This is a genomic window from Xanthomonas sp. LMG 12459, from assembly GCF_009192905.1.
In the GTDB taxonomy this organism is placed as follows: Bacteria; Pseudomonadota; Gammaproteobacteria; order Xanthomonadales; family Xanthomonadaceae; genus Xanthomonas_A; species Xanthomonas_A sontii.
In genome coordinates, this window is record NZ_NSGT01000033.1 from 140967 (window position 1) to 160787 (window position 19821).

General features: G+C 69.7%; 13 protein-coding genes and 1 pseudogene. 7 read left to right on the forward strand and 7 right to left on the reverse strand.

What is annotated here, in order from left to right:
* Positions 1-32 precede the first annotated feature (32 nt).
* Positions 33-1673 (reverse strand): ShlB/FhaC/HecB family hemolysin secretion/activation protein, encoded by a 1641-nt coding sequence (locus CEK65_RS09045; protein WP_193314737.1) that lies wholly within the window; start codon positions 1671-1673, stop codon positions 33-35.
* A 343-nt stretch (positions 1674-2016) separates the two neighbouring features.
* On the opposite strand from CEK65_RS09045, the gene CEK65_RS09050 reads away from it, so the two are divergent.
* From CEK65_RS09050 to pyrF, 3 genes are all read left to right on the forward strand, one after another.
* Positions 2017-2640, forward strand: coding sequence for a hypothetical protein (locus tag CEK65_RS09050; protein WP_152181486.1), 624 nt, complete (start codon positions 2017-2019; stop codon positions 2638-2640).
* Positions 2641-2735: 95 nt separating this feature from the next.
* Entirely contained in the window at positions 2736-3650 is a 915-nt protein-coding gene (locus tag CEK65_RS09055; RefSeq protein ID WP_152181487.1) for a 5'-nucleotidase, lipoprotein e(P4) family, read from the forward strand.
* Entirely contained in the window at positions 3647-4381 is a 735-nt protein-coding gene (gene pyrF, locus CEK65_RS09060; RefSeq protein WP_152181488.1) for an orotidine-5'-phosphate decarboxylase, read from the forward strand. The genes CEK65_RS09055 and pyrF overlap by 4 nt, the downstream gene beginning before the upstream one ends.
* A gap of 187 nt (positions 4382-4568) precedes the next feature.
* Here the strand turns inward: pyrF and CEK65_RS09065 are convergent, their stop codons facing one another.
* The 4 genes from CEK65_RS09065 to CEK65_RS09080 form a co-directional block, all read right to left on the reverse strand.
* Positions 4569-6086: a tryptophan halogenase family protein gene (locus CEK65_RS09065; RefSeq protein WP_152181489.1), complete on the reverse strand. Its 1518-nt coding sequence runs from the start codon at positions 6084-6086 to the stop codon at positions 4569-4571.
* Positions 6087-6203: 117 nt separating this feature from the next.
* A complete protein-coding gene (locus CEK65_RS09070; RefSeq protein ID WP_152181490.1) occupies positions 6204-9236 on the reverse strand; it encodes a TonB-dependent receptor in 3033 nt (1010 codons plus the stop codon).
* A 91-nt stretch (positions 9237-9327) separates the two neighbouring features.
* Positions 9328-10374, reverse strand: a complete 1047-nt coding sequence (locus CEK65_RS09075) for a LacI family DNA-binding transcriptional regulator (RefSeq protein WP_152181506.1) — start codon at positions 10372-10374, stop codon at positions 9328-9330.
* Between the two features lie 11 nt (positions 10375-10385).
* Positions 10386-13451: a discoidin domain-containing protein gene (locus CEK65_RS09080; protein ID WP_152181491.1), complete on the reverse strand. Its 3066-nt coding sequence runs from the start codon at positions 13449-13451 to the stop codon at positions 10386-10388.
* A gap of 378 nt (positions 13452-13829) precedes the next feature.
* Here CEK65_RS09080 and CEK65_RS09085 point away from each other — a divergent pair, with 378 nt between their 5' ends.
* From CEK65_RS09085 to CEK65_RS09095, 3 genes are all read left to right on the forward strand, one after another.
* Positions 13830-14768, forward strand: coding sequence for a hypothetical protein (locus CEK65_RS09085; RefSeq protein WP_152181492.1), 939 nt, complete (start codon positions 13830-13832; stop codon positions 14766-14768).
* The gene (plsB, locus tag CEK65_RS09090) at positions 14768-17440 is read left to right on the forward strand and encodes a glycerol-3-phosphate 1-O-acyltransferase PlsB (RefSeq protein WP_152181493.1); all 2673 of its coding nucleotides are present in this window, start codon (positions 14768-14770) and stop codon (positions 17438-17440) included. Before CEK65_RS09085 ends, plsB begins: the two co-directional genes overlap by 1 nt.
* 216 nt (positions 17441-17656) lie before the next feature.
* Positions 17657-18499, forward strand: coding sequence for a DUF2884 family protein (locus CEK65_RS09095; RefSeq protein WP_152181507.1), 843 nt, complete (start codon positions 17657-17659; stop codon positions 18497-18499).
* A 94-nt stretch (positions 18500-18593) separates the two neighbouring features.
* Here the strand turns inward: CEK65_RS09095 and CEK65_RS09100 are convergent, their stop codons facing one another.
* Entirely contained in the window at positions 18594-19172 is a 579-nt protein-coding gene (locus tag CEK65_RS09100; protein WP_152181494.1) for a DUF488 domain-containing protein, read from the reverse strand.
* The gene (locus tag CEK65_RS09105) at positions 19169-19372 is read right to left on the reverse strand and encodes a DUF465 domain-containing protein (protein ID WP_010342388.1); all 204 of its coding nucleotides are present in this window, start codon (positions 19370-19372) and stop codon (positions 19169-19171) included. Before CEK65_RS09105 ends, CEK65_RS09100 begins: the two co-directional genes overlap by 4 nt.
* A gap of 165 nt (positions 19373-19537) precedes the next feature.
* On the opposite strand from CEK65_RS09105, the pseudogene CEK65_RS09110 reads away from it, so the two are divergent.
* Positions 19538-19821, forward strand: a pseudogene (locus CEK65_RS09110) (hypothetical protein); the annotation flags it as partial.

Sequence of the window (19821 nt, forward strand, 5' to 3'; positions counted from 1 at the left end):
CGTTGCCTGCCGCCGGCTGGCGGCAGGCTGTGTCAGAACTGGTAGATCAGGCGCACGCCGTAGGCCGGCTGCGCGCTGTGGAAGTCGCGCGGTGCGTGCAGGTCCCAGCCGGCGAAGCCATCCCAGCTGAGTCCGCCGCGCGCGCCACGCACGCCGACGAAGCCGCCGACCAGGCTGCGCCCGGCCAGGCCGGCGGCGCTGGGCCCGGCGATGCGGCCGGCATCCACGCCCAGGTACGGGGTGATGCCCAGGCGCTGCACCGGCAGGTTGAGGGTGTTGCGCCAGTACGCGCCGCGCTCGGCGCCGAGGGTGCGTTCGCCGTCGAAGCCGCGCACGCTGTAGCGCCCGCCCAGGGTGATGAATTCCGAACCCAGCAGCAGTTGCGGGGACGTCTGCGCATGCAGGCTGCTGTCCCAGCTCATCGCCACCGGGCCCAGCGCGAACGGCAGACCGGCGCTGACATCCAGCGTGGTGACGCCGTAGCGGTAGCCGGGGAAGCCCACCGCCGGGTCGTAGCCGGTCCATTGCCCGTCGAACCACGGGGTGCCGCGGCGGTGCCCAAGGCGCGTGTCCAGCTGCAGCTTGCCCAGGTAATGGCGATGGCTGAGGTAGAGCTCGGCGCTGGTGGTGTGGCGGCGCTGGATGCCGATCTCCACGCCGTCCAGGTAGCTGCGTGCCGCCCGCTTGGCCACCACCATGCCCAGCGTGGTCTTGCTGGTACCGGTGCGGTGGATCACCCGCTGCAGATCCAGTTGCGCGCTGTCGGAGCTGCCGCTGGACTGGAAGCTCTGGCGAAAGCCGTCCACCTGCTGGTGGTAGTGATACGACGACAGCGACAGCGACAAGGTCCACCAGCCCCACGGCACGCTGTAGGACAGGCTGTTGCCGCGGGTGCCGCGCGCGGCGCCGTCGTCGACCAGGTCGTGGTTGTAGCCGATCGAGAGCAGGTCGTTGATGCCCAGCGGCGCATCCAGGGCGAAATCGACGCCGCCCTGGTAGCGGCCGGTCGCCTGCACGCCCGAATCGTCGGCGTTGAGCACCGCGCGCCAGCGCTTGCTGCGCTGCATGGTGATCAGCAGGTCCGACTCGCCGGGCTGCTCGCCCGGCGCGATATCGATCTTGGCGTCCTGCGACGGCACCCGCTTGAACTGCTCCACGCCCTGCTCGATCGCGCGCAGGTCGAGCACGTCACCCGGCCGCAGCGGCAGCGCGCCGCGCCAGAACACGCGGCCGTCCGCCGACTGCACCCGCACCTGGCGCAGGCGCCCGGGCAGCAGCTCGAAGCGCAGCTCACCGCGGGACAGGTCCTGCGCCGGCACGCCGAGGCGAGTGGTGACGAAGCCGCGCGCGACCAGTTGGTCGAGCGCGCGGCGGCGGATCAGGTCGATGCCGGCCGTGCCGATGCAGCGGCCTTCGTAGCGGCGCAGCGACTGCCACAGCCAGGAAAAGCGCGCCGCGTCGGGACCGGCGCCGCTGAGGCGGACGCGCTGGATCGGGAAGCACAGCGCTTCGGTCGGCAAGACGGTGCTGCGCATGTCCGCCGGCGCTTCGGCCTCGCGCGGGCCCACGAACGGCGCCTGCCGGTCCTGCTCCTGCTGGCGCTGGACCTGCTCGGCCTGGCGCAACTGTTCCTGGCGATCGAGCGTGCTCGGCGGGTCCTGCGCCTGCGCCATGGGCACGCTGGCGAACAGGCACGCAGCCAGCACAATGCGAGAAGCTCCTTTTCTCCGGCGATCCACTGCGACGTCCCCTGTGACGCTTCCCGCGTTTGCCTGCGGTGCAGGCGCGATCGCGTCGCAGCGCACCAGGCGCCGCGTCGCACGGTTTTCCATACTTGGAAGTGTGGTGGAAACCACAGTGCGGCGGCATCGGGAGGCTCCCGACACGCTGTCGGTAAATTCCCTGCAAAACAGGCGCTTGCGAGAATTTCATCACCCTCGCAAAGGACTTGCGTCACAACTGGCGCGCGATCCACGGCGGCTGCCACACTCTTGGCTCACACCTCGAAGGGCTCGCATGCTGCCGCTCCTCCTCCTGCTGGCCCTGGCCTCGCCCGCTGCGCCCGGCGCCGTGCCCGCCCCCAGCGCCGCGACGCCGACGCCGACGGACTGCCGCGCGGCATCGGCCGTGCCGTCCGATACCGACGTCTGCGATCCACGCCGCGGCCTGCTGCATCTGGCCTATCGCGCGGGCCGTGTGGTGCTCCAGCTGCCCGGACGCACACCCGCCGTGCTGGAGACCATTCCGCACGCCTACGCACCGGAGCGGATCGGCGCCGAACGCGCCATCCGCCTGTTGCCGACCCGGTTGCAGCCGTATCTGGCGCGCGACCGCCTGCTGTACCTGTCCGTGCGCCGGTCTTCGCCCGGGGATGGACACGGCTACTGCGGCGCCGGTGCGGAGATGGCGCTGACCGTGGTCGACCTGCACGGGGCGCCTTCGATCCTGGCGCGGATACCGGTGTCCAGTTGCTTGGACAACATCGACCTGGACGCACTCCACCTCGAGGACCTGACGCCCTACGCCGTGCGCGACGGCCGCCTGCGCATCCGCTTCAGCGCCTATGCCGGCCACGACGATGCCGACCCCATCGAGGCGGTGCTCGCCCCGGACCTGCACGGACTGACGTTCGCGCCCTGAGCGCGGCGACCTGCCTGCGCCACCGCGCGCTGCGCCGCGCCTGTCATCGCAACCGGCTAAAATCCGCGATTCATTTGCCCAGGTTCCCACGCCCGATGACGCCGATCGCCCGCACCGCACTGGCCTGCGCCGTGCTCGCCCTGTCCGCCTGCAAGCCGCAGGCGCAGGTCGCCGACCCCGCCGCCAAGCCGGCCGCCCCTGCCGCTGCCGCCACGCCCGCAGTTGCCACGCCGGGCGCCGCCGACGACAACCTCAACGCAGTGCTGTGGATGCAGCGCTCGGCCGAGTACCAGGCCCTGGCCGAGCAGACCTATCGCGCCGCCGCCGACCGCCTGGATGCGGCGCTGAAGGAGCCGAACTGGGACGCGCTGGTGCCGGAGGAGCGCGGCAACGCCGCCGCCGGATTGAAGCCGGCGGTGGTGATGGACGTGGACGAAACCGTGCTGGACAACTCGCCGTACCAGGCGCGGCTGATCCGCAACGGCAAGGAATACGACGAGGTCACCTGGGACCAGTGGGTCGCCGAGAAGAAGGCCAAGCCGATTCCCGGCGTGGTCGATTTCGCCAAGGCCGCCACCGCCAAGGGCGTCACCGTGCTGTACGTGACCAACCGCGCGGTGCACCTGACCGACGCGACCCTGGCCAACCTGCGCAGCGCCGGCCTGCCGGTGGCCGACAACAGCGTGCTGCTGGGCCTGGGCACGGTGGTCAAGGACTGCGAGCAGAACGGCTCGGAGAAGAACTGCCGGCGCAAGCTGGTCGGCCAGCAGTACCGCGTGCTGATGCAGTTCGGCGACCAGCTCGGCGACTTCGCGCAGGTGGTGGCCAATACCCCGGAAGGCCGCGCGCAGTTGCTGCAGCAGTACCACGACTGGTTCGGCGAGCGCTGGTGGATGCTGCCCAACCCCAGCTACGGCTCCTGGGAGCCGGCGCTGTTCAACAACGACTTCACCCAGTCGCGTGCCGCCCGCCACCAGGCCAAGGTGCAGGCGCTGGAGCTGGCGCAGTGAGTCGCGCGCCGCTGGCGCTGGCGCCGCACGAGCGCCTGATCTTCGCCCTCGACGTGCCTGGGCGCAGCGAGGCGCTGGAGTGGATCGAGCGGCTCGGCGATGCGGTGGCGTTCTACAAGATCGGCATGGAACTGCTCGCCTCCGGCGAATATTTCGACGTGCTGGATACGCTGGCCGGGCGCGGCAAGCGGGTGTTCGTGGACCTGAAGTTCTTCGACATCCCGGCCACGGTGGGCGGGGTGATCCGGCGGCTGTCGCAGTGGCCGGTGGACTACTGCACCATCCACGGCTGGCACCCGCCGATGATGCAGGCCGCGGCCGAGGCCAACGGCAGCGACATGCGCCTGCTGGCGGTGACCGTGCTGACCTCGATGGGCCGCGCCGACCTGGCGTCGATGGGCATCGACCGCGCGCCGGAAGACGTGGTGGTGGAGCGCGCGCTGGCCGCGCAGGCGGCCGGCATCGACGGCGTGATCGCCTCCGGCCAGGAAGCGGCGCCGATCCGCCGCGCCACCGGCGCCGGCTTCTCCATCGTCTGCCCCGGCATCCGCCCGGGCGGCCCGGTCGGCGACGACCAGCAGCGCACCGTCGGCGTGGCCCAGGCCTTCGCCGACGGCGCCGATGCGATCGTGGTCGGCCGGCCGATCCGCCAGGCGGCCGATCCGCGTGCTGCCGCCGAGGCGGTCCAGCGGGAGATCGCGCTGACATTGGCCGGCGGCGCTGTCAGTTGATTTCAAATCAATGACTTAGAAAGCAACTTCTAAAGTATTGCTTTAGCTCCGGCATGCCGGTAGCATGCCCAGCGTCCGGCGTTGCCGGAGATGTGCCATACCGTTCTCCGGCTTCGGTCGGATTTGAAGAGGCCCGCGCCTGGTGCGCGTGGCCTCTTTTTTTGTGCCCGCGCGGCGCGGGCCGTGCTCACACAGGCCTGGCCGCGCAATAGCGGTCGATGAAGGCCTGGTGCGGCGGCATCGCGTCGGCGCAATGGCCGATGGTCTGCTCGACGCTGGCCATGAAGCGCTCCAGGTCGGCCTGCGGCACCTGGTCCACCAGCGGATGGTAGGCGCGCGGCAGGATGCCCTGCCCCACCATCACCTGCACCCAGCTGATCTCGGCGAACATCTCGTCGCCGTTGCGGTAGAAGCGGCCGCTGTCGCGGAACAGCGCCAGCGTCTCCTGCAGTTCCGGGGTGATCGGCATACTGCGGCAGTACCGCCAGAACGCGCTGTCGTCGCGCTCGGTGGCGTGGTAGTGCAACAGCAGGAAGTCGCGGATGCGGTCGAACTCGAAGGCGATGCGCTCGTTGTAGCGCCGCACCAGCACCGGGCTGATGCCCTCGCGCGGGAACAGCTCCAGCAGCTTGGAGATGCCGGACTGGACCAGGTGGATGCTGGTCGATTCCAGCGGCTCCATGAAGCCGCTGGCCAGGCCCAGCGCGACCACGTTGCGGTTCCACACCTGCTTGCGGCGGCCGGTGACGAAGCGCAGCGGGCGGGGGTCAGCCAGGGCCGGGCCGTCGAGGTTGGCCAGCAGCGTGGCCGCGGCCTCGTCGTCGCTGATGTGCGCACTGCAGTACACGTAGCCGTTGCCGGTGCGGTGCTGCAGCGGAATGCGCCACTGCCAGCCGGCCGCGCGCGCGGTGGCGCGGGTGTACGGCGTGGGTGGGCCGACCTTGGCGCAGGGCACCGCCAGCGCACGGTCGCAGGGCAGCCAGTGGCTGAAATCGTGGTAGCCGGTGTGCAGCGCCTGCTCGATCAGCAGGCCGCGGAAGCCGGAGCAATCGATGAACAGGTCGCCGGCGATCGCCTCGCCCGATGCAAGCCGCACCGAAAGCACGTCGCCCGATTCCGGATGCAGCTGCACCTCCTCGACAATGCCCTCGCGCCGGGTCACCCCGCGCTGTTCAGCGTAGCGGCGCAGGAAGCCCGCGTACAACGCCGCATCGAAATGGTAGGCGTAGGCGATGTTGGCCAGCGGCGAGTTCGGCGGCACGTCCGTGGCCGAGGTCATGAATCGGTCGCGCTTGGCGGCGACGGTGTTGAGCGTATAGGCGCCCAGCGGCCTGGCCTTGCCGGCCAGCGCCTGCTTGAACCAGTACTGCTGGAACGGCAGCAGCCCGAGCGGATGCCCGATCTCGGTGCCGAAGCCGTGCACGTACGACGTGCCGGGGCGCTGCCAGTCGGCGAACTCGATGCCGAGCTTGAAGCTGCCCTGGGTGTGGCGCACGAACTCGGCCTCGTTGATGCCGAGCAGATTGTTGAAGGCCTTGATGTGCGGCACGGTGGCCTCGCCGACGCCGACGATGCCGATCTGCTCGGACTCGATCAAGGTGATGCGGTAGTCGGGGCCCAGCACACGCGCCAGCGCGGCAGCGGCCATCCAGCCGGCGGTGCCGCCGCCGACGATGACCAGGTTGCGGAGAGGGGCGGCGATCATGCGTGCGTGGTCCTGTACCGAAGAAAGGGCGACCGCAAGCGCGGACGGGGCCACGCGGCCCCGTCCGTTGAAACCCCACGCGCGCCGGTCGGGCACGCGCGTGGGTGATGCGGTGGATCAGAACTTGGCGCCGATCTCGAAGGTCACCGTCCGCGGCACGTACATGATGTCGCCGGTCTTGTTGATGCTGATGTTGGGATCGTACCGGCCGTTGCTGCCGAAGTCGTTGTAGACGTACGTGTTGTAGTTCTTGAAGTTGAAGGCGTTGAGCAGATTCACGCGCGCCGACAGCTTGAAGTCCTTGTACACGGTGAAGTCCTTCGACGCCTGGAAGTCGACCGTACGGTAGCCCCAGATCTTGCCGCCGACCAGGAACTTGCCATTGCCCGGCGGAATCGCAGCGACCTGCTGGCAGGTCGCGCCGTCCGCATCCGTGTGGCCATAGCAGGCGATGGTGTTGATCGGCTCCGGCGTCGCCAGCACCACCTTGGCACCGAAGGTCATGCCCCACGGACCGTCGATCGAACCAGACGCGACGAAGCGGTGGCCCGCGACGGCGTCGGACTTCACGAACGGATAGTCGCGGATGGTGGCCTTGTCGAAGGCGAAGGGCTCGTCGATGTTGCGGTTCTGACGCGCGTTGGTATGCGTGTAGGACAGGGTCAGGCCCCAGCCCGATTCCTTGGTATAGGGCTTCTCTGCCGACAGCAGCACCTGGGTGGTCCGCTGTTCCAACCCATTCATGCCGATAATGGTGTTCTTGTAGCCCGGCACCGGCTGACCCCACGGCGCGCTACCGGTCGCATCGAAGTAGGAACCGTCCGGATAGCGGTTGATCAGCGACATAGCGAAACCGTCGTAGCTCAGGTTGCGCTGCACGGTCACGTCGGTCAGCCAATCGCCGACCTGGTTGCTGATGCCGATGCTGTACTGGTCGCTGTACGGGGTCTTCAGGTGGTTGTTGAACATGAACAACTCGCCGCTGCCGCTGACGCCGGAAATGGCATTGAGGTTATCCATGCCGTTAAGGTACTTCGTATCCCATGGCACGCACACGCGGCCGCTGCGATAGCACTGCCCGGTGGCGGGGTTCTGGAAGAACACCGCGACCGGCGACAGCGCCGCCTTGCTGGTTTCGTATGCCATCTGTTCGAACAGATTGCGGTCGTAGGACCGCCCGGCACCACCATGCAGCACGGCGGACTGGTCACCGAAGAAGTCGTAGGAGAAGCCCAGGCGCGGCTGCCAGGCATCCTTGAAGTTCTTGCGGTTGTGGCCGTTGCTTATGTAATCGGCGGCATTGACGCCGCTCGGCAGCAGGCGATCGGCCCAGGGATGGCCTGGGTTCGCCGGATCGTCGGCGTACAGCGCCTGCACGAAGGCGGCCGAGGTGACGAAATCGGTATAGGCCGGGTTGTCCTCGTAGTCCCAGCGCATGCCGATGTTCAGCATCAGCTTGTCGTTGACCGCCCAATCGTCTTGCAGGTACACACCATACTGCTTGGCCTTGGTCGTAACCACTGCACTCTGGCCGGGGGTGGCGTACGGCGAGTAGAAGTCCACGCGATAGGGCGTGGAGGCCACACCGTTGGCATCGACCGAGTAGCTGAACTGCGGATTCAAGGAGGCGGCATCCTGCGCCGTCAGCTCGATGTCCTTGAAGTTCACGCCCATCTTGATGGTGTGGTCGCCATGCCACTGGAAGCTGGTGAAGGTCAGGTCGTTCTGCAGCGACCAGCCCTTCTGCTGACGCTTCTGCACGCTGGCGCCGCCCGAAGGGCCAGTGGACAGGAAGTTGTACTCGCCGATGTTGGGATCGGTGTAATCCAGGTAGTTGTAGATGACGCCATTGCCGATCGACATCGGCAGCGGATCGTTACGCCCGTCCTCGCGGCTGACGATCAACTCGTTGTACCAGGCATCGGCGCTATGCGCCCAGCGCAGCGCCACACGCTTGTCCTTGTTGATCTTGTCAAGGCCGTGATCGGTCGCGTTCTGCCCACCGACGTTGTCGGTCTGGGTCTCGTCGCGGACCTGCGCGCTCAGTTCGAAACGGTCGCGATCGGTCGGCTCGAAGTCGATCTTGCCGAAGTACAGGTCTTCGGTGAACGGCAGGTTGGCTGCGCCATACTGGCTGGACAGATTGGACGGCAGGAAGCCCACATAGCGGGCCGCCTTGGCATCCGGATAGATCGTGCGCGGCACGACGTTGTCCTTGCCTTCGTACGCGAAGAAGAAGTGCATGCGGTCCTGCAGGATCGGGCCACCGATCGCGAAGCCGTATTCCTTGGTCTGCGAGTCCACCTTCTTGCCGGTCGCTTCCTCGGCCGGGCTCTTGTCGCGCAGATCCTGGTCGGTGTAGCGGTAGAACACCTCGCCGTGGAACTCGTTGGTACCGGACTTGGTGGCGGCGGTGACCGCCGCGCCGCTCACCTGGCCGAACTCGGCCTTGTAGTTGGAGGTGATGACCTTGTACTCGCCGATCGCCAGCTGCGGGAACGGGTTGCCCTGGCTGTCGTTCTGGCCGGCGATACCGCCCTTGGCCACGTAGCTCTTCTGGCTGACGCCGTCGATGTACAGATTGCCGGCACTGCTGTTGGAGGCGCCACCGCGCAGCGTGGTGTGACCCTGCGAATCGATCTGGAACACCATGCCCGGCACGGTGTCGGCGAACTCCAGGAAGTTGCGGGTGGCCTGCGGCAGCTGCTCGATCTGGTGCAGCGACACCACGTTGCCCACTTCCGAGGTCTTGACGTCCTTCAGTAAAGGCGCGCTGACGGTGATGGTGTCCAGGGTCGTGGCGTTGCCGCCGGCAGCCGGGGTGGCGGCGTCCAGATCGACGGTGGACGAGGACGCGACCTGCAGGGTCACCGTCTTGGTAACGCCATTGGCCTCGACCTTGTAGGTGCCCGGCGGCAGGCCGACCACGGTGTAGCTACCGTTGGCGGCGATCGGCGCGCGGCGCACCGAGCCGGTGGCGATGTTGGTGACGGTGACCTCGGTACCGGCCTGGGCGGCGGCAACCTGACCACGCAGCGTGGCGTTGCTGGACTGGGCCATCGCCGGCATGTTGGCGAACAGGCAGGTGGCCAGCGCGCAGCACAGCAGGCTGCGTGCGGGCAGGTTGGAGGCGGAACGCGATTTCTTCATGACTAAAGCCCTCCCAGGGCGGTCAACGGGATCATTGTTGTGTTCTTTTAGGTGGTGCAAAAAAACGACATCGGTGCTGCATGCGTCGGTGTCAGTCCATGGCGGTCCCTCGCTGGGCACTGGAAGCACGAACGATGAGTTGCGGAGCGATCGCATTGGCCGCTGCCGCCGACGCCGCCGGAGCGGCATGCGGCTCCAGCGCACCGAGCAGCAGTTGCATGGCGCGGGCGCCGAAGCCGGCGATGTCCACGCGCATGGTCGTCAGGGCCGGATGCACGTAGCGTGCCATCGGCACGTCGTCGAAGCCGGCCAGGGCGATGTCCTCGGGCACGCGCAGCCCCGCATGGGTGAAGGCGAACAGGCAGCCCAGCGCCATCATGTCGTTGGCGGCGAACACCACGTCCGGGCGCTGGCCCTGCAGCAGGGCTTCGCCGGCGCGGTAGCCGGAAGCCTCGTCGAACGCGCCGGGCAGCACCAGCGGTGCCACCTGCGGGCAGCGCTCGCGCAGTTCATCGCGGTAGCCGCGCAGGCGTTCGCGCGCATCGAAGTTGTCGTCCGGCCCGGCGATGAAGGCGATGCGGCGATGGCCCACGTCCAGCAGATGACGCGTCATCGCACGCGCGCCGCCGTAGTTGTCCACGTTGAGCACCTGCGCCTCGCCGATGCGCTCGGCGCAGTTCATCAGCACCGCCGGCAGCGTGCCGGGCAGCATGTCGGCCGGATCCTCGGCATCGCTGGCCAGGGACGGCGACATGATCAGCAGTCCGTCGACGCGTCCGGGCATGCGCCGCACCGCCAGCCGCTGCTGTTCCGGCTCGCCGTGGTAGCTGGACACCAGCAGGTGCAGGCCGCGCTCGCGCGCCACCGTGTCGATGCCGCGGATCAGTTCGGAGAAGAACTCGCCGTGCAGGTCCGGCAGCACCACGCCGATGGTGTGGGTGCGGCGGCTGCTCAGGCTGCGCGCGGCGTGGTGCGGCACGTAGTGCAGGGTGCGCGCGGCTTCCAGCACGCGCGCGCGCACCGACTCGGCCACGTGCTGATGGCCGTTCATGGTGCGCGACACGGTGGCCACCGAGACGTTGGCCAGGCGCGCCACGTCCTTGATGGTGATGTTGGCGCGCGCATCCGGCGCCGGCACGGGGGGCGGACTCACCAGCGTGCCTCCAGGGTCCGGAACGGCTTGGACAGGGTCACGCCGCCGGCGTCGTAGTGGTCGATCCGGCGGCCGTCCACGCGCACCTGCGCCGGCCGCGTGCGCGTCGGCCAGACCACGCGCACGGCGGTGCCGGCGCGCAGGCCGCTGTCGAGTTCGACCCGCAGCCGCCCGTCGCTCTGGCGCGCGCGCAGGCCGAGCGTGCCGTAGGCGGTGGGCAGGCGCTGCACGGCCAGGCCATCGTCGGCGAGCCAGGCTGGCGGCACGCCGGGCAGCAGCACCAGCGCATCGTCGCCCTCGTGCATGAGCATGCCGAACAGGGCGCGCGCGTACTCGGCGCCGATCCAGGTATGCGGCATGTCGCCCAGGTAGCGCGGGAAGCGCAGCCGCGACTGCACCACCTCGGCCAGCACCTGCCATTCGAACGGGCGGCGGTCGCGCAGCAGGTCCTGCAGCAGTTCGTCGGCCGCCTGCGGCTGGTCCAGATGCACGTAGGTCAGCACGTTGCGCATCTCGTACGGGGTGTAGGCCCACAGCGCATTGGGCTGCTTGCGCTGGCGCACGTCTTCCAGATAGCGCGCGAAGGTGGTGCGCAGCGCCGCCTCCGGCAGCAGGTCCTGCTGGCCGGTGGGATCCAGCGCGATCGAGACGCTGGTCGGATCGCCGTCGCCCAGGTCGGCCGCAGCGGGAATGTAGTCCGCGCCCTTCCACGCCATGGTGGCGCGGATGGACGCGGCCAGCGAGCTGCGCAGCGCCGCGTACTGTTCGCGCGCCCAGGCGGCGGTGGCGGCATCGCCCAGCGATTCGGCCAGCCAGGCGCCGTCGTGCCAGCCCTTCAGCGCCCAGTAGTCGTCCCAGTAGCTGTGGGTGGGGCTGGAATAGCCTTCGTGACTGATCGACGGGGCGAGGATGCCGCGGAAGCGTTCCGGCGCCGGCTGCTCGGCCATGTAGCCCGGCACCAGGGTGCGCTCGCGCAGTTCCTGCAGGAACTGCATCGCCAGCTTCACCTTCGGCAGGTAGGCGCGCACGCTTTCCGGGCCGCCGTCCAGCCGCGCGACGTCGGCGACCAGGGTGATGTACTCGCCCTGGCTGTCGTACTCCAGGTCCGAGCCGAAGCCATCGTTGACGCTGCCGTCGTCGTTGAGGATCGGCGAGACCAGCCCGTTCGGGTGCACCGCGTGGTCGCTGTACCACTGCAGGTAGTCGCGCGCGACCTGCGCCTGGCCCATCCGCAGCAGGATCGCCGAGGTGGCCATACCGTCGCGGATGAAGGAGCGGTTGTAGTTGCGCGGCCCCGGCTGCATCGCCGGGCCGGTCTGGTTGATCAGCATGTACGCGGCCTGCGCGCGCAGCATGTCCACCAGGCTGGCGTCGGGCAGGCGCAGGCCGACGTTGCCCAGGCGCTGCTGCCAGTCCGCGGAAACCTGCTCGGCCAGCGCGTCGAAGCTGCGGCCCGCATCGCCGCGGCCGGCGGCGAGCAGGGCGTCGCGGTCCAGCGGCGGCGCCGGCGGCAGGCGGCCCTGGGCGTCGGCGCTGGCGGTGCCCAGCGGGAACGCCAGTACCACGTCCTGTTGCGCACCCGGCGCCAGGCGCACCGTGTAGTTCAGCATCGCCGCGGCCAGGCCGTCGGCGTCGTGCGCCTGGCGCTGCGCCGGCAGCGTGCCGGCGGCGACGTGGCGGGTGATCTCGGTGGCGCCGTTCGCGCCGAACGCCTCGGCGCCGCCGCCGCTGGGCGCGCTCAGCGAGGTCAGCAGCGCACGGCCGTTGACCCGCACGACGTCGCCGTCGACGGCGACGTCGTGGATCGGCGACAGGCCGCCGTTCTGCCACGGCGGATTCATCTGCATCGGCCGCACCAGCAGCGACAGGGTGCCGCTGACCGGCGCGGTGCCGGTGTTGCGCAGGCGATGGCGCAGCAGCGTCACCGGCTGGCCGTCGCGTTCGATCGCGAAGGTCTCGCTGCGCAGTTCCAGCCCCGGCTGCGGCGACCAGCGCACCGACGGCATGGGCTTCCAGCCGTCGCGCAAGGCGTGGGTCAGCGCATGGCCGTCGGCGCCGGCGGCGGTGCCGGAGGCGTCGCGCCACAGCGGCTGCACCAGCGGCGCGCCCTTCCACGCCTCCAGGTTGCCGTACTCGTCGAAGATCGATTTCTGCCGGCCGGCGTGGATGCCGACCGCGGTCCAGTAGGTCTGCTGCATGTGCAGCGAGGCCGGGAACAACGCGCGGGTGGCGCCGCGCTGCGCGGCGACCTGGTAGCGCTTCATCGGCGTCATCACCGCCTTCGGCCCCAGCAGGCGCAGGCGCGCCAGGGTCGGCGCGACGCCACCGGGCGCGGCGTCGACGCGCAGGCGCAGCGCGCGCACCGGCAGCGGCGCGGTGCCGGCCAGGTAGGCGCTGTCGCTGTCGCCGGCCTGCGGATCGTCGGCCAGCGTGCGCCAGCGGCCCGCGGCGTCCTGCGCCTGCAGCTGCGCCGCGCCATGCGCACCGGCGAACTCGACGATCAGGCCGGCGCTGTCGAACGCGCGCGGGAAGGCGATATCCAGTTGCCGCGCCTGCGCGCCGGTGCCCGGCATCGCCACCGCGGCACCGCCCTGCCACAGCGCCGCGGCGTCGGCCGCGGACACGCCACGCAACTGCACGGCGCCGGCACCCAGCGGCTCCATCTCGTAGATCGACACGCCCCAGTCGGCGCTGCGCGCGGGCGCAGCCAGGCGCAGGTAGCGGGCCAGCTGCGGCGCGAAGAACACGGTCTCGGTGCCGCCCAGCGAATCGGCCATCGTGTACACCGTGTCCCAGCGCTGGCCATCGCGCGAGGTCTGCAGCAGGAAGCCTTCCGGATTGGAGGTGTCCCATTGCAGGCGCACGCCGCCGACCTGCGCGGCGCGGCCCAGGTCGATCTGGAACCAGTGGCCGGGACTGAAGGCGCCGGCGGTGCGGGTGCTGGCGTCGCCGTCGATCAGATAGCCGATCGCCTGCGCCTTGACCTGCTTGGAGGAACTGGACGCCTGCCATTGCACACGCGGCGGCAGGCGGCCGTCCTGCGCCTGCACCGGGGCCGTCATCGCAAGTCCGTACAGGACTGCGGACAACACCCAGGCGCAGCGGCGCGCGCCACCGTGACCGAGCACTCGGATGATCTCTGACGAATATCGCACTGGGTCCCCCGGCCAGCACCGCCTCAATCGAGGTGGGCGGACGTTAGCAGCAACTGCAAGCGGTTACATGATGCATTGCAACATCCGCAATCCACTGGCACATCTGGCCATACGCCGACATGCCTGTCCCGACAGCCCAACGCCGGGTCATGAAATGTCCCGCCGCGACAAGCCCAGCCCCCTGGCTGCCTGCCGGTCGTCCCCGCACCGCCGCCCCGCCCGGCTTGCCGGAATCGCCCGCGCCCAGCAAGATGCGGGACGTTTTGGGGAACGAGCCCGCATCGTATGTCGTCCTGCCCGACCCGGGTCATCTCCTCGCGCGCGCTGTGCGTCCTGCTGTTGGCGATGCTCGCCCTGGCCGTGGGCGGATGCAAGCGCACGCCCGCCGAACTGCCCGGCGCCAGCGCCGAGCCGGCGGCCGCAGTGCGCACGCTGGCGCACGCGCTGCAACGCAACGACCTGCTCGGTTACGCCCGCGCCGCGGTGCCGCCGGCCCAGTACCAGCGCCTGCAACAGGCCTGGAGCGAGGACCGCAGCCGCTGGCCGCTGACCGAGCTGCCGCTGGCCGAACGCCTGCCCGAGGTGCTCGACACCCTCGCCGCGCCGGACGCCGAGCGCCAGCTGCAACGCGCCTTCGACGCGCAGTTCGGCGGCCAGGCGGCGAGCCTGAAGCAGGCGGCGCACTCGCTGGGCCTGTTCGGCGTGCAGTTCCTGCGCAACCAGGGCCACTACACGCCCGAACAGCGCGGCCACTACGTGCAACTGGTGCAGGCGCTGAGCGCCTGGGCCGCGCGCGCGCCGCTGTCCGAGCGCAAGCGCGCCCAGGCGGCGCTCGCGCGGCTGTGCGCGGGCGCGCGCCGCACCGGCGTGCGCAGCGATGCCGACCTGCGCACCCTGGGCATGGACGAGAGCCTGCGCCGGCTGGGCCCGTTCCTGGCCGACCTCAAGGCGGTGCTGGCCGACTACGGCCTGGACCTGGATGCCAGCGCCGGCGCGCTGCGCACCGGCCTGGTCAACCAGCAGGGCGACCAGGCGGTGGTGCGCATCCAGTACCCGCTGGACGGCGAACAGATCGACACCACCGCGGTGCTGGTGCGCCGCGACGGGCACTGGTACCTGCGCGACACCCTCAGCGAGGTGGATGCGCTGCTGGCGGCCAGCGCCGGCACCGCCGCCGCGGCCGCGGCACCCGCCGCCGACCCCGTCCCGCCGGCTAAGCGATAATGGCCCAGATGCCAGAACAGAATCCCCTCCCGTTCCCCGACGACGCCGCGGCCGCACGCGCGGCCGACGCGGCACGTACGCCCGCCGACGCGCCCCCCGCCGACCCCGGCGCCGCGCCCTCTTCGACCGTCGTCCCTTCCACCCTGCCCGTGGCCGCACCAGCCGCGCGCCAGGCCAAGGGGCCGCTGTGGGCGCGCCTGCTCGGGCGCCTGGCCGATCCCTGGCTGGGCCTGAAGATCGAACCGGCCGAGCCGGGCCAGTACAACGACGGCCGCCCGGTGGTGTACGTGCTGGAGGACTACGGCCTGTCCAACGCGCTGATCCTGGACAAGGCCTGCCGCGAATCCGGCCTGCCCTCGCCGCTGGTGCCGCTGCCCGGCGACCCGCTGGGCCGCAAGCGCGCCTACCTGGCGCTGTCCCGGCGCAGCAGCAACCACGCGCTGCTGCCGGAGCAGCGCGGCGCCAAGACCCACTCCGATTCGCTGGCCAAGCTGCTGCAGGCGCACCGCGAGCGCCCGGACCTGGACATCCACCTGGTGCCGGTGTCGATCTTCGTCGGCCGCGCCCCGGACAAGCAGAGCGGCTGGTTCGCCGTGCTGTTCTCGGAAAACTGGGCGCTGGTGGGCAGCTTCCGGCGCCTGCTCGGCGTGCTGCTCAACGGCCGCAGCACCATCGTGCGCTTCGCCCCGCCGGTGTCGATGCGGCAGACGGTGGAGGAAGGGCTGCCGCCCGAGCGCACCGTGCGCAAGCTGCAGCGCGTGCTGCGCACCCACTTCCGGCGCATCCGCGAGGCGGTGATCGGCCCCGACCTGTCGACCCGGCGCCTGCTGGTGGACCAGGTGCTGGCCGCCGAGCCGGTGCGCGAGGCGATCGCCGCGCAGGCCAAGCGCGACAACAGCAAACCGGTGGACGCCTGGCGCAAGGCGCACGCCTACGCCTGGGAAATCGCCGCCGACTATTCCAGCCCGGTGGTGCGCTCGGCCAGCTTCCTGCTGACCCACGTCTGGAACCGCATCTACGCCGGCGTGCTGGTCCACCACCTGGACAAGCTCAAGGACGCCGCGCCCGGGCACGAAGTGATCTACGTGCCCAGCCACCGCAGCCACATGGACTACCTGCTGCTGTCCTACCTGCTGTACGAACGCGGCATCGTGCCGCCGCACATCGTGGCCGGCATCAACCTCAACCTGCCGGTGGTCGGCACCCTGCTGCGCAAGGGCGGCGCGTTCTTCATCCGCCGCTCGATCAAGGGCAACGCGCTGTACTCGGCGGTGCTCAGCGAGTACGTGGCGCAACTGGTCGCCGGCGGCTACTCGATCGAGTACTTCGTCGAAGGCGGACGCTCGCGCACCGGCCGCCTGCTGCAGCCCAAGGGCGGCATGATCGCGATGACCTTGCGCGCGTTCCTGCGCCAGCCGCGCAAGCCGGTGCTGTTCCAGCCGATCTACGTCGGCTACGAGAAGCTGATGGAAGGCAACAGCTACCTCGACGAACTCAGCGGCCGGCCCAAGGAGAAGGAATCGATCTGGGCGCTGCTGTGGGGCATCCCCAAGGTGCTCAAGCAGAACTACGGCCAGGTGGTGGTGAACTTCGGCGAGCCGATTCCGTTGAGCCAGGTGCTGGCGCAGCGCGCGCCGGAATGGGACGGCCAGCCGCTGGGCGAGGACGAGAAACCGGCCTGGTTGAACGGCACCGTCGATGCGCTGGCGCAGCAGATCCAGGTGCACATCAACGCCGCCGCCGACGTCAATCCGGTCAACCTGCTGGCGCTGGCGCTGCTGTCCACGCCCAAGCACGCCATGGGCGAGGCCGACCTGATCGCGCAGATCGAACTGTGCAAGAAGCTGCTGGCGGAACTGCCGTACTCGGACCGGGTCACGGTGACCCCGCATTCGCCCGAGCGCATCATCGCCCACGCCGAAGAGATCAACGTGCTCACCCGCACGCCGCATCCGCTCGGCGACGTGCTCAGCGTCAACGGCGACAACGCGGTGCTGCTGAGCTACTTCCGCAACAACGTGCTGCACCTGTTCACCGCCTCCTCGTGGGTGGCGTGCTGTTTCCAGAACAACCGCCGCATGAGCCGCGCCGGCCTGCTGCGGCTGGGCCGCACCGTGTACCCGTTCCTGCAGGCGGAGCTGTTCCTGCCGTGGAGCGAGGACCAGTTCGCCGAGCGCATCGAACGCACCATCGAGGTGTTCGTGCGCGAAGGCCTGCTGCTGCAGCTCGCCGAGGACGACGGCAGCGTGCTGGCGCGCAACACCGGCCAGACCGACGAGGTGTTCCGCCTGCGCGCCATCGGCCACTCGCTGCAACAGGCGTTCGAGCGCTATTACATCGCCATCTCGGTCCTGGTGAAGAACGGCCCGGGCAAGCTCGGCGCCGGCGAACTGGAGAGCCTGTGCCAGCAGGCCGCGCAACGTCTGAGCCTGCTGTACGCACCGGCCGCGCCGGAGTTCTTCGACAAGACCCTGTTCCGCGGCTTCATCCAGAAGCTGCGCGAACTGAAGCTGGTGTGGCCCGACGAGAACAGCAAGCTGGTGTTCGACGAACGGCTGGATGCGTGGGCGAAGGACGCCAAGTTCATTCTGGGCCGTGAGCTGCGCCACACCATCGAGCGCGTCAGCCCGGAAGCGGCGAAGGTGGAGGAGCCGCCGGTTCCGCAGGATTGAGGCGGCAGTCGCAGCACTTGCCGTCGTGATGCGGTGAGATCCTGGCGCGTGGCGACGCGCCAAACAGAAGGGCGCCCTGTTATCACTGCGGCGCGGCGGTTGACGCCGCGGCACAGTGACTTCCGACACGCGACCCAGGGGCCGGTGCGGCCCGAGCATGCTTGAAACTCCCTGCTGCGGGTTCCGGCGATGCGCACAGCTCCTCTTTTCGCTCTGTTGCTGCTTGCCGCCTCCAGCGGACTCTCGTGGGCCGACCAGGGCGACGACGCTGGCAAGCACGACCATCGGCCGCAGGTGTCCTCGCGCCAGTGCGGCCTGAGCACACCGTTCAACGTGCTCGCCGACACTGGCGGCATCTGGCTGAGCCGCAGCGATGGCGACGGGCCGCGCGAGATCTTCTTCCATGCGGGCGAATTGAGCGTGGATCGCCAGGTGCAGCAGATCGGCGACGCCGATGCGCAGCGGCTGCTGGAGATGGAACGCGAAACCCGCGCGCTGATGCCGCAGGTGGCCGATCTTTCGCACGAGGTGGTCGATCTCAGCTACGACGTGCTGGGTTCCGTTGTGGAGATGCTGACCGGCAGTGCCGGCAACGCGCGCAAGATCGAACGGCTGCGCACGCACGCCAATGCCTATGTCGACGGCACCCTCGGCAAGGGGCGCTGGGACCAGGAGGCGTTCGACGACCGGTTCGAGGACTATGTCGAGACGCAGGCGGAAAGCTTCGTGGGCAGCATCACCCGTCACGTGCTCTGGCAGGTCGTGACGGGCCGCGCGGAGGCCATCGGCGAACGCGCCGACCGCATGGACGCCGCCCTCGAGGCGCGGCTGGATGCGCGCAGCAAGGGGATCGAAACCAAGGCGCAGGCGCTGTGCGCGCGGGTGGCGCGGCTGGACCAGCTGCAGCAGGCGCTGGAGTACCGCTATCGCGGCCAGCCTCTGCGCCTGCTTGCCGCCAACCAGGACGGAGCGAGCGAACAGGGCACCACCACGCTCGTCAGCACCGACGATACGCCGCGCAGCAATGCGATCGCGGTGCCGTCGGTTCCGCAGGACTGAGTCTGACGCCGCAGCGCGTGGCGCGACCCGCAGTGGACTCCCGGCGCGTGGCGACGCGGCGGATACCCTGACGCGGCGACCATGGAAGCGCGGCTCAGGCGTCGAACAGGTCTCCGGTGCGCGGTCCGGCATCCGCCGCATCCGGCGGATAGACCAGTTGCCCCTGCGCGTCGCTGCGCGCAGCCGGGTTGAGCGTGGCCGGCTCCTGGTGGCCGACATCGATCAGGTGCACCACCGGATGGCCATGGTGCAGCAGGTGGTCGCAGACGATCTGGCGGTGGCACTGCCGCCAGTAGGCCTCGGCGCACATGACCGCGCACGCGCCGTCCTCGCCGAAGACTTGCAACTCGGCCAGCGCCTCGGCGAATTCGGCGCCCAGCGCGTAATCCGCGTAGTTGTGGAAGCTGACGCTGCGCCAGTGGCCGTTGCGCTGCGGATCGACGCCCGGCTGCTTGCCGCGGCGTCCGCCCAGGGCGCGGAAGTGCCGGTAGGCGATCCCCGCGGCGGCCAGCGCCGGTGCCAGCGCGCTGCCGTCGAACTGCGGGAACCGCCGCGAAGACGGAAAGGCGCGCACGTCGGCGAGCCGGGTGACGCCGGCGCCCTGCAGGATCTGCAGGAAGGTCTCCAGGCTGCGCGTGGAATGGCCGACGCTGAAGAAGGTCGCCGCGCTCACGCCGGTTCGTCGGGGATCAGCAGATGCTCCAGGCGCATGATGCAGTCCTTCAGTTGCAGCTTGCGCTTCTTCAGCCGCTTGGCTTCCAGCTCGTCGTCCAGATTGGCCGGGATGCGCTGCAACTGTTCGTCGAGCGCGCGGTGCTCGCGACGCAGGGCGTCGATGCGCAGGGAGATCTCGGCGGGCGTCAGGGTGTCCACGAGGTTCGAGCATACACAGGCCACCGGTCCGCCGTCACCGTGCAACGCGCCGCTATCCCAGGTGCAGGCCAGCCGGCACAATGCGCGCGGGCGCCGCGGCGGAGGCGGTGCCCTCCCACCCTCGTGCCACCCGCGGCAGGATCGCCGCGCCGAAAGGAGTCAGCCATGCGTTCGTTCCGTTCCCCGTTCGTTCTCGCCCTCGCCCTGGCGGCGGCCCTGCCGCAGCTGGCCGCGGCGGCCGATGCCAAGTTCTCCGGCTTCCTGTGCTGCAACATGCGCAGCGACGGCAGCTGGATCAGCGACAGCAACTACGCCGAAGACGGCAAGCGGGTGATCCCGGCCGGCACGCCGGTGCAGGTGACCGGCTACGGCCGCTACCGGGTCAATGTGCTGATCGACGGCAAGAAGCAGTCGATCGGCAACGACTACAGGGCACCTCTAAAAACCCC

Bases quoted from the DNA above. Each gene is read 5' to 3' on its own strand.
- CEK65_RS09065 (WP_152181489.1), bottom strand. From the start codon at position 6,086: ATGATCGCCGCCCCTCTCCGCAACCTGGTCATCGTCGGCGGCGGCACC.
- CEK65_RS09055 (WP_152181487.1), top strand. From the start codon at position 2,736: ATGACGCCGATCGCCCGCACCGCACTGGCCTGCGCCGTGCTCGCCCTG.
- plsB (WP_152181493.1), top strand. From the start codon at position 14,768: ATGGCCCAGATGCCAGAACAGAATCCCCTCCCGTTCCCCGACGACGCC.
- CEK65_RS09050 (WP_152181486.1), top strand. From the start codon at position 2,017: ATGCTGCCGCTCCTCCTCCTGCTGGCCCTGGCCTCGCCCGCTGCGCCC.
- CEK65_RS09070 (WP_152181490.1), bottom strand. From the start codon at position 9,236: ATGAAGAAATCGCGTTCCGCCTCCAACCTGCCCGCACGCAGCCTGCTG.
- CEK65_RS09085 (WP_152181492.1), top strand. From the start codon at position 13,830: ATGTCGTCCTGCCCGACCCGGGTCATCTCCTCGCGCGCGCTGTGCGTC.
- CEK65_RS09080 (WP_152181491.1), bottom strand. From the start codon at position 13,451: ATGACGGCCCCGGTGCAGGCGCAGGACGGCCGCCTGCCGCCGCGTGTG.
- CEK65_RS09045 (WP_193314737.1), bottom strand. From the start codon at position 1,673: ATGGCGCAGGCGCAGGACCCGCCGAGCACGCTCGATCGCCAGGAACAG.